Annotated in this window: 10 protein-coding genes; 6 read left to right on the forward strand and 4 right to left on the reverse strand. The window is 46.9% G+C overall.

What is annotated here, in order from left to right:
* The first annotated feature begins 37 nt into the window (after positions 1 to 37).
* Positions 38 to 2,095: a recombinase family protein gene (locus tag K4A83_RS03860; RefSeq protein ID WP_265263098.1), complete on the forward strand. Its 2,058-nt coding sequence runs from the start codon at positions 38 to 40 to the stop codon at positions 2,093 to 2,095.
* A gap of 93 nt (positions 2,096 to 2,188) precedes the next feature.
* Positions 2,189 to 2,857, forward strand: a complete 669-nt coding sequence (locus K4A83_RS03865) for a cytochrome b/b6 domain-containing protein (RefSeq protein WP_265263099.1) — start codon at positions 2,189 to 2,191, stop codon at positions 2,855 to 2,857.
* Between the two features lie 8 nt (positions 2,858 to 2,865).
* On the opposite strand, the gene K4A83_RS03870 is transcribed toward K4A83_RS03865, so the two are convergent.
* A complete protein-coding gene (locus K4A83_RS03870) occupies positions 2,866 to 3,273 on the reverse strand; it encodes an NUDIX domain-containing protein (protein ID WP_265263100.1) in 408 nt (135 codons plus the stop codon).
* A gap of 185 nt (positions 3,274 to 3,458) precedes the next feature.
* Between K4A83_RS03870 and K4A83_RS03875 the strand changes: the two genes are divergently transcribed.
* The 3 genes from K4A83_RS03875 (at position 3,459) to K4A83_RS03885 (ending at position 6,171) form a co-directional block, all read left to right on the forward strand.
* Positions 3,459 to 4,727, forward strand: coding sequence for a uracil-xanthine permease family protein (locus tag K4A83_RS03875; RefSeq protein WP_265263101.1), 1,269 nt, complete (start codon positions 3,459 to 3,461; stop codon positions 4,725 to 4,727).
* Between the two features lie 140 nt (positions 4,728 to 4,867).
* On the forward strand, positions 4,868 to 5,497 hold the full coding sequence (locus tag K4A83_RS03880) for a Crp/Fnr family transcriptional regulator (RefSeq protein ID WP_265263103.1): 630 nt from the start codon (positions 4,868 to 4,870) through the stop codon (positions 5,495 to 5,497).
* Between the two features lie 125 nt (positions 5,498 to 5,622).
* Entirely contained in the window at positions 5,623 to 6,171 is a 549-nt protein-coding gene (locus K4A83_RS03885; protein ID WP_265263134.1) for an alpha/beta hydrolase, read from the forward strand.
* Here K4A83_RS03885 and trpD read toward each other — a convergent pair.
* Positions 6,154 to 7,221: an anthranilate phosphoribosyltransferase gene (gene trpD, locus K4A83_RS03890; RefSeq protein ID WP_265263104.1), complete on the reverse strand. Its 1,068-nt coding sequence runs from the start codon at positions 7,219 to 7,221 to the stop codon at positions 6,154 to 6,156. The genes K4A83_RS03885 and trpD overlap by 18 nt on opposite strands.
* A gap of 210 nt (positions 7,222 to 7,431) precedes the next feature.
* Here trpD and K4A83_RS03895 point away from each other — a divergent pair, with 210 nt between their 5' ends.
* Positions 7,432 to 8,229, forward strand: a complete 798-nt coding sequence (locus tag K4A83_RS03895; protein ID WP_265263105.1) for a hypothetical protein — start codon at positions 7,432 to 7,434, stop codon at positions 8,227 to 8,229.
* Here K4A83_RS03895 and K4A83_RS03900 read toward each other — a convergent pair.
* Both K4A83_RS03900 and K4A83_RS03905 read right to left on the reverse strand, forming a co-directional pair.
* Positions 8,224 to 10,173 carry an adenylate/guanylate cyclase domain-containing protein gene (locus K4A83_RS03900; protein ID WP_265263106.1) on the reverse strand — a complete coding sequence of 650 codons (1,950 nt, stop codon included), beginning with the start codon at positions 10,171 to 10,173 and terminating at the stop codon, positions 8,224 to 8,226. The genes K4A83_RS03895 and K4A83_RS03900 overlap by 6 nt on opposite strands.
* Before the next feature lie 11 nt (positions 10,174 to 10,184).
* On the reverse strand, positions 10,185 to 13,319 hold the full coding sequence (locus tag K4A83_RS03905; protein ID WP_265263107.1) for a GAF domain-containing protein: 3,135 nt from the start codon (positions 13,317 to 13,319) through the stop codon (positions 10,185 to 10,187).
* Positions 13,320 to 13,681 lie beyond the last annotated feature (362 nt).

The following is a 13,681-nucleotide window of genomic DNA, read 5'->3' on the forward strand; positions in this document are numbered from 1 at the left end:
TCTTGGTTTTTGAGGATTGATTGAAGATTTGGCCATCATGTCTGACCTAAAACCCCTTTGGATTAGTGGTATTACGCGCAGTGGGAAAACCCAACGTTTGGTACAGGAATTTCGGCGTTGGGTGACTCAACAAGAAGCATGGGCTGGGGCGAAAACGCCGGGGGGGTTGGTGTTGGCGGCCAATGACGATAATCGGCGGGTGTTGGCGGAACAGTTGAGTCAGGCGATCGCAGGACGTTATCCTATTTACTCGAAAACCCCCCTCGGTTTCGTGACGGATGAGGTGGTGTTATTCTGGCCTCTGTTGTTTGAGGAATTACAAATTAAAGCCCAGTTTCCCCTGCGTTTGCGGCCGGAGATGGAACAGACCTTAGCTACCCGTCTCTGGCATCCTAAGTTAGTCCAACAGGACTTAGGGGGGATGTCTGAAGCCCGTTTTGTGCGGGAGACGTTGGATATTTTGCAGTTAGCGTCTGCCAGTGGTATTCCTTACGAAGATATCCCCCAGATGTTGACTCGGGGTTTAGTGGGGGAAGAGTGGAAGTATCAACCCGAGGCCAGTCAGTTACGGGGGGAATTGTTAGAAGAGTGGCGCAAATGGTGTTTAGATCGGGGGTTGTTGAGTTATGGCATTCTCTATGAGTTGTACTGGCGTTATTTATTGCCCCATCCCACCTATGAGCATCATTTAAAACGACGGTATCAGGGGATTTTTGCCGATGATCTCGACGATTATCCGGCGATCGCACGGGATTTCATAGAATCCCTCCTGAATCACGGAGCCTGGGGGGTGTTTACCTATAATCCTCAAGGGCAAGTCCGCTTAGGCCTCAATGCCGATCCTAATTATCTCCTAGGACTCAGCACCCGGTGTCAAGTCAAACAGTTCCCCCCTCCCCCCGGATTAGCCGCCGACTGGGCTGATGCCATGGTCGGGACAGCATTAGGACAGGAAAGTATTCCCCCCCTCCCCCCATCCGTGACCTCCCTACAAACCATCTCGCGGTCAAGTTTACTCGGCCAGACCGCTAATGCGATCGCCCAGGCCGTGGGGGAGAAACAGGTGCAACCCTCAGAGATTGCCGTCATTGCTCCGGGATTAGATGCGATCGCCCGTTACACCCTCATCTCCCTCCTCACCCAGCACGGCATCCCCGTTGAACCCCTCAACGAACAGCGCCCCCTCATTAGTGAACCCTCCATCCGCGCCCTCCTGACCCTCCTCCCCTTCTTTTACCCCCATCTCGGCCATTGGGTAGAACGGGATGGAGTCGCAGAAATGTTAGTCGTCTTAAGTGGAGCAGGCAACCCCGCCCATAGTATAATTGATCCAATAAGAGCCGGCCTATTAGCCGATTACTGTTATTATCCCAATTCCGAACAGCCCCAACTCCGTCCCGCCACCACTTACCCCCGTTGGGATCGTTTAGGGCATCGAGCGCTCAATGCCTATGAAGAAATCCGCCAATGGTTACAGGAAACCCAGCAAAAACAGCCCGGAGTCAAAACCATAATTTTTTTAGATCAAGCCCTGCACCATTTTTTCCTAGATCGAGCATCCCTACCCTTTAGCCAGTTAGCCGCCCTACGGGAATTAATGGAAACCGCTCAACATTTCTGGCAAGTCGAACGGCGTTTACATCAACATGAACCCCTTTCCGGCAATTCCGATGCCATTGCCCGTTTTATCCAACTCCTCCGGCAAGGCACCATTTCCGCCAATCCCTACCCCCTCCGACCTTGGGGCATGACCCAACCTAACGCCGTCACCCTCGCCACCATCTTCCAATACCGTTCCCTCCGTCGTAGTCATCCCTGGCACTTTTGGTTAGATGTCGGGTCAAATTTGTGGGCTAAAAGTGGGTCAGCCGGACTATTTGGCGCACCGATTTTTCTCCGCCATTGGTCCGGCACTCAGTGGTCCCCAGAAGAGGAAGCACAGGCAGACAAAGAGCGTTTAGAACGACTACTGCGCGACCTTCTAGGGCGAGTCGAAAAACATCTCATCCTCTGTCACAGTGACCTCGCCGTTACCGGAACCGAACAAATGGGACCCCTGTTAAGTTTAGTCTATGGGGCAATGGAAAATCCTTAACCGAATGTTGCCCAAAATCTCCCACGTTAGCACCGGAGTAGACGGCTTGAGTCCCCATATTGTAGACTTCAAAAATTCCAGTTACTTTGAGATATGTCCCAATCTTACCCATACCAGCCCATCCTGTTGCGCATCTTGCATGGTGGAATCGCTTTGTTAACAGTTTTAGCCTTAATTTCAGGCTTTTGGGTCTACAACACCTATGACCAACGTTGGGGTCGTTTCGCACTACCCAACCTCAGCGATATTCAGGGAATTCATGGCACGATTGCTCTGACATTACTATTGGTTTTACCGTTTTTTTCCCTTTATAGCTTGCGTCTCGGTTATCGTCGCCTCATACAACAACAATCTTGGAGTCAATTAAAACAGTTTGGCAAGCCAGTTTGGTGGATATCCCTACACCGTTTAATCAATACATTTATGTTGCTAACCCTGACGTTTGCCGTAGTGACAGGTCGCATGATGAAAGAAGAATGGCTTCCGGCTGGAGAAACTGATCGTCCTTGGTATATAGCCCATTTAGTCTCATGGCTTTGTGTCTTTATTGGTCTTACTTTTCACCTCCTACTAGGTGCTAAAGTTGGTGGATTTCCCTTGTTAATATCCATGTTTAACTGGAGCAAGCGAGAAGATGATCAACCTCGTTCTTGGTTAAAGAAGCTTAATCATAAACGCTCCAATGCACTATTAACAATGATTGAGATTATCGTAATTGGTGGAATTATCGCCGCCTTCATTTTACCTGTTTTTAATTTATAATGATCACTCTAATGTTTTAGATACTCTTCAATTAAAACTTTAGTATAACTATTTAAAGGATAGTCTAAAGCCTGCTCAGGACTCACCCAAGCCCACTCCTTAATCTCATCATTCGGCACAATCACATCACTTTCAGAAAAAGCGTAGTAATTCATCATAATAAAATGGGCTTCCTGATGAAATTGGGGGTCTAAAATAGCCTCTTGACATAAAGCAAACCGGATATTTTTCAACTGCAAACCCACTTCCTCTTGAAACTCTCGGATCAAAGCCTCTACTAAGCTTTCCCCCCAGTCTACTTTACCCCCCGGAACTCCCCATGTTCCTCGCCATTTCGTGGTTTTAACGATTAAAACTTGTTGATCGGATTTAACCACTAATGCCCCAACAGTTGTTAAGGGAAACGGTTTTTTCATAATCTTCCTTCGCGAAACTCCATCCCCTTGTGGGTGGGGTTGTTGACGGATTAATACTACTCATATCAACCCTAACCCATTATAACTTAGGGTGTGGTACAATATCGACCTTGAATACAGCGACACCCCAACGACCAAATCTTCCCCTTAATTGGCTTCTGGTAGTTCTTATAAGACAAAAAACTATGACTCAAGATCCCCATCTCGATCCGGAAACGGATCTATCAGTCACTCCTGATCCTACAGCCTATCAATGGCGGTGGCGGGATATTATCTTGGGCTTACAAATGCTATTTGTGGCCTTTGGTGCGTTGGTCTTAGTGCCGATTCTCACGGGATTGGATCCCAATGTGGCTCTTTTTACGGCCGGAGTGGGAACCTTGGTATTTCAACTGGTGACGGGGGGGAAAGTCCCGGTTTTTTTAGCCTCGTCCTTTGCCTTTATTGCACCAATTCAACTGGGGGTTGAACAATATGGCTTACCCCAAACTCTATCAGGATTAATGGCGGCTGGAGGGTTGTATTTAGTCCTCAGTTTGCTGATTTTCTGGCGGGGGCCGGGGTTTTTATTGCGCTTACTGCCTCCTATTGTCACCGGACCAGTGATTATGGTGATTGGTCTGTCTTTGGCTCCCATTGCGGTTAATATGGCCTCTCAGGGGGGCGATCGCTATACGGAAACAATGGCCTTGGGAGTGTCAGGTGCTTCGTTGTTAGCCACTATGATCACAGCCTTATTTGCTCGGGGATGGTTACACCTAGTTCCCATTTTGGTGGGGATTGTCACCGGATATTTAGTGGCTTTACCCTTGGGGATGGTGGATTTTAGCCCCTTGGCTGAGGCCCCTTGGGTGGCGATGCCTCAGTTTACCTTTCCGGTGGTGCATGGGCCGGCGATTTTGTTTATTGTCCCTGTGGCGATCGCACCGGCCATTGAACATTTTGGTGATATCCTAGCCATCGGGGCAGTGGCGAAAAAAGAGTATTTTCGAGATCCCGGAGTCCATCGCACCCTTTTAGGAGATGGTATAGCCACCAGTTTAGCCGCCTTTTTCGGGGGACCGCCCAATACCACCTATTCTGAAGTCACCGGGGCCGTTGCCCTGACGAAAAGCTTTAATCCGGCTATTATGACCTGGGCCGCCTTATGTTCGGTTTTATTGGCCTTTGTGGGCAAATTAGGCGCGTTTTTAAGCACCATTCCCACCCCTGTGATGGGGGGAATTGTGGTGATTCTTTTTGGGACTATTGTGGTGATTGGGATTAATACCTTAGCTCAGTCGGGGCAGGATTTGTTAAAGTCCCGGAATGTGGTGATTATGGCGGTGATTTTAGTCTTAGGGGTTGGGGGATTAGCGGTGAAAACAGGCAATTTCGGCTTAGAAGGAATTGGTTTATCTGCCGTGTTGGGTGTGGTGTTGAATTTATTGATTCCCGAAGGGAATGGGGAATAGGGAACAATTGATAATTGATCATTATTCCCGACTCCCGATTAGACGGTTTACCGTTTACCCGCCCTTTACCCGCCCTTTACCTCCACCCCCTAGGCTAGAGGGGAAATGGTTTAACCTGTCCTCCTCTCCCCTACTTCCCTATGTATTTAGTCCAATCCACCCATTCCCAAACGCCTCACCTCATTTCCCCGGAAGAACGGCGTCTTCACCTCTATCACCGGGGCGATCGCATTATTCTGAACAATCAGGGTCTATGGCAAGTCTACCGGGGTTATGTCCAACTGAGTACCACCCAAATCAGTGGCGAGGAAATCATGTTAGGCTGGGCGCAACCCAACAGTTTTTTTGGTCAAGCCCTCAGTCGCCTCCAAGTCTGTGAAGCCCGGGCCCTCTGTGATGTCTATTTACGCTGGTTTTTCCTGCCCGAAATTGAGCAATCCCCCCACCTCGCTCAACTGGTGCTAAAGCAGTTAATCCAACGCCTCCGCCAAAGTGAAGCCTTACTGACCATTGCCGGACAACGACGGGTAGAAGAGCGTTTATACTATTTCTTAAAACTGCTCAAAGACGAACTCGGAGAAGCCACCCCCGAGGGTGTCACCCTCCCCATTCGTTTAACCCATCAGAACTTTGCCAACGCCCTCGGCACAACCCGCGTCACCATTACTCGACTGATGGGCAAACTACAAAAAGAAGGGCAAATCGGTTTTAATCGCGATCGCCATTTAGTCATCCACCAACCCGAATTTTTCGACAACACCCTGTTTTAACTCAAACCCCAAACGCTACACTATCCTTAAGAAAACTTGTCCCTTTCGCTTAAGGAGTCCTGATTCTGTCTTTAGAAGCCTTATATCTCCCCCCCAGCAGTGGCAATCCCCCCAGCCATCTCCTCATCGCCCTTCATGGCTGGGGAGCCAATGCCCATGACCTCGTTTCCCTCGCCGCCTTCCTCCATCTCCCCCACTATGGGATGTTCTTCCCCAACGCCCCCTATGAACACCCTTACAGCCCCACAGGACGCTCTTGGTACGACCTAGAAGCAGAAGACTACACCGGACTCCCAGAAAGCCGTCAGCAGCTTCTAGACTGGTTACAGGAAACCAGCCAAACCGCCCAAATCCCCCCCTCCCGCATCGTCCTCTGTGGCTTCTCCCAAGGGGGAGCCATGACCTTAGATGTCGGTTTAGCCCTACCCTGTGCCGCCCTTTGTAGCTTAAGCGGCTATCTCCACGCCCCTCCCCAAGCCACCCCACCCCTCCCCCCCGTCTTCATGGCCCACGGTCGTTTAGATCGAGTCGTCCCCATCCAACAAGCCCAACAAGCCCGCACCCTCCTCACCCAACTAGGTGTTAAACTCGACTACCATGAATTCAACATGGCCCACGAAATTCAACACCCAGTCATCCAAGCCCTTCAGCAGTTTTTAGATCGGGAAATTTGAACTCTCCAAAAACCGCACCAACTCCTGTAACTTCGACCAAGCGGCCCCACTGTGGAGGATATCCTTCGCCATCTCAATCCCTCGGCCATGATCTTCCCAAGGCACCACATCCCCCACTTGTAGGGCTAAAGACGCATTGAGTGCCACAACATCCTGCTGGGCCTGGGTCCCCTTCCCTTGAAGTAACTGGCTCAAAATTTGGGTATTGTCCGCCAATTCCCCCCCCTTCAGCCAACTTAACGGCGCATGGGTTAAACCGAGACTATGGGGGTTTAAACTGGTTCTATGGACTGCCCCATCCCGTAACAGGGCAATATCCGTTAAATCCCCTAATCCCGCCTCATCCAGCTTTTCTCGACCATGTAACACCATCGCCTTCCCCACACCCAACTGATTCAAGGCTTCGGCCATTGTCGTGATAAATTGGCTACTAAACACCCCAATCACTTGACCTGTCGGCTGTAACGGATTCACCAACGGTCCCAAAAGATTAAACACTGTCCGCACCTTAAGCGTTTTCCGCAACGGCACAACAGCCTTCATCGCCGGATGCCAGCCGGGGGCAAAAAGGAAAGTAATCCCCACCTCAGACAGCGCCGCTTGTACTTTTTCTGGGTGGGCAGCTAGATGAACCCCTAAGCCTTCGAGAACATCCGCCGATCCTACTTTACTCGAAGCCGAACGGTTGCCATGTTTCGCCACCTTCACCCCAGCCGCCGCACAGACAAAGGCCACCGCCGTGGAAATGTTAAAGGTTTGCGCCCCATCTCCCCCCGTGCCGCAGGTATCAATTACCGGAGTCTCATAGTTCAAGGTCCCTTGTTGTAAGGATTGGGATTTGAGGACTTCGGCCATCCCGGCTAATTCGGAAGCTGAAACCCCTTTCATTTGCAGAGCGGCTAAAATAGCCCCAGAGAGAACAGGGGGAATGGCTTCCTCTAGCCATCCGGTCATCAGTTGGGCGGCTTGATCTTGACTGAGAGATTGCCCATCTAGGAGTTGTTGCAGTAGACTTGACCAGTCGGTGGATGAGAGTTGTTCTGATGTCATGGTGGTTTATATTGAGATTTCCTTTCTCACCCTACTACAATCAATTCTCAAAATTCTAGACCTTGATGTTTGATGATCTACTCTGGGATGAACTGAGTGGGTCAAACTGTTACTTTTCCCAACGGATTATTCGATCAGGATGTCTCATTGATTCCCGACTAATCATTGCTCTGATGTAGCTTTTGCCATTTTTTTTTCAATTTTAAACTTATGAATCTTAACTATTTTGATAGTCTGAGAGACGAGATATTTCAAGCCGTTGATGGGTATGATGCTAGCAGTAATCCTGTATTTCATCAAACCCTACAAGATAATTTTCCCGGCAGTTTGCCCATGAAAGATTATATTAATCAAACCCACATTAAACTCAAAAACTATGGGTTTGATACAGGGAAAACTATCGGCATGGTAGCAATTTGTCGGGATGAAATTACCGATATTTTAATGGATGAAGTTATTAAATATTGGGGGAAAACTTTTAATTGTTGCAGTTTGGCGGGCTTTGTTATGATGGGAAAAACAGGGTTAGCGGCGGCAACAGATCATACGCCCATTGTTGACGGAATTCGCCGTTTTACTTTTTATGCTATGCCCCATATTGCCATTTCTAAAAATGGAGAAATTGGCAAGGTTTATCGTTCGGGAATTGATAAAGCATCCCATGCTTGTGGGGCATTGGAAGCTATTGTTAAAGAGTTACAAGGGGGGTCTTTGCAATTAATGATGGATATGCAGGATATTGAGCAATCTATTATTCGTCAAAAAATTATTTCTGCTTTGCAATATGGGGAAAAACCGAATCTCATTGAAATGACGAAGTTAGCCAGTCGGCTGATTTCAGAGGATGTGAAACAGTTATTAAGTTCGGTGGATAGTTCGGTGTTTAATTATGCGGTAATGACAGGGATTCAGATTCATGGTCCCTTAGATACCCATTGGATTTACCCTCAAGATTTCTATGTGGTGGGTGCTAATTTACCGGGAGGTCAGGAATGTTTAGCTTTATAGTGTTTCCAAATCATTTCTTTTCCCCAACAGCCAATAGGTCATCATTTCCCCGCGTCCTTTAACTTCGACAGTCCCCCGTTGTTCAAATTGATATTGATGTTTTAACTGTTGATAAAGGGTGTCCGTCACTTGTATTTTACCCGGTTCTCCCGAGGATTCCATGCGGGAGGCAATATTAACGGCATCTCCCCAAAGGTCGTAGATGAATTTTTTCACCCCGATGACTCCAGCAACGACGGGACCGCTATTGATGCCGATGCGGATTTGTAGGGATTCGTAGGGGGTGGAGAGTTGGGCGATCGCATTTTGCATCTCCAGCGCCATCTCAGCCACTGCCTGGGCGTGATCTGGTCGCGGTGTGGGGAGTCCTCCCACCACCATATAAGCATCGCCGATGGTTTTAATTTTCTCTAGGCCATATTGTTCACTGAGACTGTCAAAGCGAGAAAAGAGTTCATTCAGTAAATTTACCAGTTCAATGGGTTTAATCTGATAAGCAAGTTCCGTAAAACCGACTAAATCGGCAAAGAGGATGGTCACGTCATTGTAGGATTCTGCGATCGCCCCTGTATTGGTTTTTAATTGTTGGGCAATCCGACCCGGCAAGATATTCAACAACAACTTTTCCGATTGTTCCTGACTCTTTTTCAAGGCTAGATCAGTAATCTGCCGTTCTAGTTCTGCCCCCGCTCTCGCCGCAAAAATCCGTAACACTAACTCCCGAATGGGATCATCCTGCATGGGGTAAATATCTAACACTGCAATATGACCAATCACCTCCCCCCGAGAATCAATTAACGGTACCCCGGTATAACTTCTCGCTTCTAGGGTGGTCAAGTCCTCATCCTCGGGAAAACAAGCAATGACATGATCGGGGTAGCAAGTGGATTGTCCTTGCTGAATTACCTCTTGACAAGGAGTGCCTACGAGGTCATATTCTACATTCTCTACAAAATTTTCATGATGCCAAAAGGCCAAGGTTTGTACACGAGTTTTGTTAGCATCGAGACATTTCGTAATAAATGTATAACGCACTTTCAGAATTTCGGCTAGGTAACGGACACAGGATTGAAAAAACTCAGTTCCCGTCTTAGCTGCCGTTCCTTCCACAATTAAGCTAAGGGCTGCTTCCCGTTTCTTTTGCTCACTAATATCCCGAATCACACAGAGGGCTTTTTCCTGAGAAATGGCACAAAAGGATGTAAATAAATTTAACTTAATTTTTCCATAAACCACTGAACATTCGACATCATAACTGCTTTGGTGTTCTAACACTTTTTCTAAGGTAGATAAAATATCTAACTCATTACAATTAGGCAAAATATCTAAAATATTTGCTCCGCTTTTAGCCACGTCTTTTAAGCGTATTAAATCACTATTTGGAGTAGCTACTTTTTGACAATTGCCTTGGCGATCTAGAATTAACACTAATTCATTCATCGCGTTAAATAATGCCTGATTTTCTCGCTCAGATTGTTCTAGAGATGCTTGAGTTTGCCGTAAATCATTAATCGTAGCTTCCAGTTCTGTATTACGAACTTCCAGATTTTTCTGAAGACCTTTAATCATCAGTTGAGACTGGACTCGTGCTAGGACTTCATCCAGTTGAAAAGGCTTGGTAATATAATCTACACCCCCTACAGCAAAGGCTTTTATTTTGTCTTCTGTACTATTCCCCGCGCTTAAAAAAATAATCGGAATAGAACGATATCGCGGGTCTTGTTTTAAGCTCTCACAGACCTCATAGCCCCCCATTTCAGGCATATTAATATCGAGAAGGACTAAATCTGGGGGACTAAACTCAATAGCCGTCAAGGCTGACTTCCCATTAATAGCCTTTCGCACTTGATAGTTGTTGCGAGCTAAAAATTCTGATAAAAAGCGGATATTTTCCACCTTATCATCGACAATTAAGATATCGGCTAGTTTTTCTGAATTTGGCATATTTCTAAGAATTACGCTTTTTCGGGTTTCAGCAATAGGATAATTTCGTAAAACTCATAGCCCTCGACTAATTGTTTTAAATATTCCTGCAAGTCCATATAAGTTTCAGGAATTTGATTGAGCAATTCGAGACAAAGATGATCATTGCCCTGGGCAGCGGCTGCATAAAGTTCTTCCTGCCAAGGGGTAGGCATGACCTGAATATCTACCCCCTGAGACACTGGCGCTAATTCTGGGGTTGGTGTCGAGGAGGGTGGATCAATATCCCGGTAGGAATATTGCACACCTAAATGATGCGCTAAGACTTCTAATATTTCTTCTCGACGGAAGGGTTTGCCCACAAAACTATCGCACCCCGCTTGTAAACATTCCTGTTGCTGTTCAGCAAAAGCACTGGCTGTAATAGCCACAATAAACGGGAGGGGAGGGGAAGACTGTTGTTTAATCAAACGAGTGGTTTCATAACCATTTAACTCCGGCATATACATATCCATGAAGATCAAATCGGGGTGCCAGGTTTGCCAAAGGGCGATCGCCTCTTGACCATTTTCCGCCTCCTTCACCTCAAACCCCAAGTCGAGGAGGAGTGTTGTTAACAGCAAACGATTCACCGGATGATCTTCCACCACCAGCAAGCGATAGGAGGGCTGATTAGGGGCTAAACGGAGGGCGTGGGTAAATTGGGAGGCGGAGGAGGTTGTCGCCGCTTCTAAGCAGGGAATCACCTCAATGGAGAAGGCAAAACAACTGCCCTGTCCCACCACACTTTCCACGGTAATCTCCCCCCCCATTAACTGCACAAACTGCTGAGAAATGCGCAGTCCTAAACCTGTCCCCTCTTGGGACTGTTTCCCGGTGCGGGTTTGGGAGAAGGCTTGGAAGAGGGTATTTAGCTCCTCGGGGGCAATACCTAGACCAGTATCCTCAACGCGGAACTGCACCTTCACGGGCTGTTCAGAATCTATTGCTGTCTCTGGGGTGTCTTCTAAGAAAACTCGTAAACAAATACCACCCGCTTGAGTAAATTTAAGGGCGTTGCCTAATAAATTTAATAAGACTTGACGCAGTTTATTCGCGTCTCCTTGGACGACTTGGGGAACATCAGATGCGATATAAAAATGGAAAGAGAGTCCTTTAGAATGGGCTTTGAGTCGCAACATTGACTCTAGATTATAAATCAGTTCATGGAGTTTAAATTCTGCCGTTTCTAAGGTAATACGTCCCGCCTCAATTTTGGACATTTCCAGTACATCATTAATCAGTTGCAGTAAGTGTTCTCCACTTTGATTAATAATGCGAACATATTCTTGATAGGTGGAACTAAGACGGCATTCTCCTTGCTCAAACTTGGCTTCTTGCTGCATCAACTGAGTAAAGCCTAAAATGGCGTTCAGAGGCGTTCGCAGTTCATGGCTCATATTCGCTAAAAACTGACTTTTAGCCCGGTTTGCCTGTTCAGCAGCTTCTTTGGCTTCTTGGAGTTCGGCAGCTTGTTTTTGAGTTTGGCTGAATAGTTGGACTTGATGGACGGTAATGCCTAATTTATTGCTAATTTGGGTGACAATTTGCTCTTCTGCCCTTTGCCAATCCCGGGGAGATTTATTTTCATAAACGGCGACTAATCCCCAGAGTTGTTGTTGACAGAAAATGGGAGCTATGACATAGGCACGGGCTTGAATGGTTTCGAGCAGTTCTAAGTAACAATCATTAAAGCCCGCTTGATAGATATCGGGGACAGAACAGTAAGTATCTCGTTGGCGATATTTGCCCCCAGCTTGGCTTTGTAAATAGGTATCTTCTAGGGTGAGGTTGCTAAAATTGAACTGGGTAGCTCCACAATCGGGGTTTCCGGTGACGGTTTGGGTGAGTTGGGGGAGGTTGAGATCGGGATCTCCCAAGGACTTCCAACCTGAAGCAACTGATTCACAGAGGACGGTGCCACTCCAGTCGGGATTGAAGCGATAAATGAGGACGCGATCGCATTCCAGAGCATCTCGGAGTTCGGCGGTGGTAGTGGTCAAGATAGCGTTTAAGTCCAGACTTTGCCGCATACGCAGGGTAATCCAGTTAATCGCTTTTTCCCGTTGGGCAATTAAACGGATAGCTTTCTCGGCACTGCGACGTTCCTGGACTTCCACTTCTAACACCGCGTTGGCTTTCACCAGTTCTGCGGTGCGTTCTTGCACCCGCAATTCTAACTGTTCATAAGCCCGTTTTTTGTCCTCCTCTGCCCATTTACGTTGTAATTCTGTCGCCGCACGATTGGCAAAAATCTGCACAATAGCTTGTTCATTTTCATCCAGCACTAAAGGGTCTGTGCTAACAATGGCCAAATTGCCGATCACTTGCTGGTCATTATTAAATAAAGGAACACCAAAATAAGCCGCCGCCCCAATCTCTTGAATCAAAGGACTTCGAGCAAACATTTCCCTAACCCCTTGGGGATAGTAACAGGTTTCTTGACGGCGTAAAACTTGTTCGCAAGGTGTATCAGCAATGGGATAGCTAAAGTTAGTTACAGGATGATCACTCGCCCAAAAAGCAATACTTTCCAAGTTTTTATGTTGCTCATCTGCCCATTCAGAAATCAGCACATAGGGAACCTTAAGCGCTTTGGCTAAATTTTCTGCTAACGCCCAGAAAAAACCCTGTCCCATTGCCGTCGCTGTACTGAATACTACTGTCTTGAGGGTGGCCTCAGTCCTTTGTCGTTGGGCAATTTGCCGCTCTAACTCCTGATTAACTTGTTCCAATTGTTCCGGGGTACGGAGGGCTAAAAATTGGGGAAGTAATTCCACCAAACGCAGGGCAGTATAACAGGAAACTAGGGCAGTAATCGCCCGTTCTACCCCCGATAACCAATAATCAGGATGCCACAGCGTCCAAATATCTAATAAATGCCCCACCCCACAGAGGATAATAAATGCCCCGAACATGGCGAAGACACTAGAAAAGGCAATATCCCGCCGTTTGTGAATAAAGTAAATCAACATGGCGGGAATGGAGAAATAAGCAACCGCAATTAAGGCATCACTCACCACATGGAGAGTGACTAAAGACCGTTGCCAGAGAAAACAATGACCATGGGGAATATATAATAGCCTGTAAAAATGAGGGTCTAAAAAGGTCGTCAGTGAAGTCAACACAGTTTACTACTCCTGAAATGGGGCTTCGGTTTAATGGCTGAGATAATCTAAAAAATTTCCGTTATTTCTTTATGGTGACATCCGATGGTTAGAATGACCATCCCAGATGGAACATTAGACTGGAATGTTATACCTTCCCATTGGACTGAGTAGCCGAATAAGATTAAACTTTACTTATTAATTTTTTGAGCGAACATTTAATATTCAAAATTACATTAAGAATTATTGCAAAAAATAGTCCCTTTTTTGCCCCCCCTCTTGACGGAATATCAAGGGTTTTGGTAGGCTTGACAAGATGAAAAATCCAAAGGTGTTTTATGCCCTTTGGGAAAAAAAATAAAGCAATTCTAAAAAATAACCGC

The sequence above is a fragment of the Spirulina subsalsa FACHB-351 genome, from assembly GCF_026130165.1.
Classification (GTDB): domain Bacteria; phylum Cyanobacteriota; class Cyanobacteriia; order Cyanobacteriales; family Spirulinaceae; genus Spirulina_A; species Spirulina_A subsalsa_A.

What these genes read in the sequence shown, in the direction of transcription:
- K4A83_RS03860 (WP_265263098.1), top strand. Translation starts at nt 38, where the DNA reads ATGTCTGACCTAAAACCCCTTTGGATTAGTGGTATTACGCGCAGTGGG.
- K4A83_RS03865 (WP_265263099.1), top strand. Translation starts at nt 2,189, where the DNA reads ATGTCCCAATCTTACCCATACCAGCCCATCCTGTTGCGCATCTTGCAT.
- K4A83_RS03870 (WP_265263100.1), bottom strand. Translation starts at nt 3,273, where the DNA reads ATGAAAAAACCGTTTCCCTTAACAACTGTTGGGGCATTAGTGGTTAAA.
- K4A83_RS03875 (WP_265263101.1), top strand. Translation starts at nt 3,459, where the DNA reads ATGACTCAAGATCCCCATCTCGATCCGGAAACGGATCTATCAGTCACT.
- K4A83_RS03880 (WP_265263103.1), top strand. Translation starts at nt 4,868, where the DNA reads ATGTATTTAGTCCAATCCACCCATTCCCAAACGCCTCACCTCATTTCC.
- trpD (WP_265263104.1), bottom strand. Translation starts at nt 7,221, where the DNA reads ATGACATCAGAACAACTCTCATCCACCGACTGGTCAAGTCTACTGCAA.
- K4A83_RS03895 (WP_265263105.1), top strand. Translation starts at nt 7,432, where the DNA reads ATGAATCTTAACTATTTTGATAGTCTGAGAGACGAGATATTTCAAGCC.
- K4A83_RS03900 (WP_265263106.1), bottom strand. Translation starts at nt 10,173, where the DNA reads ATGCCAAATTCAGAAAAACTAGCCGATATCTTAATTGTCGATGATAAG.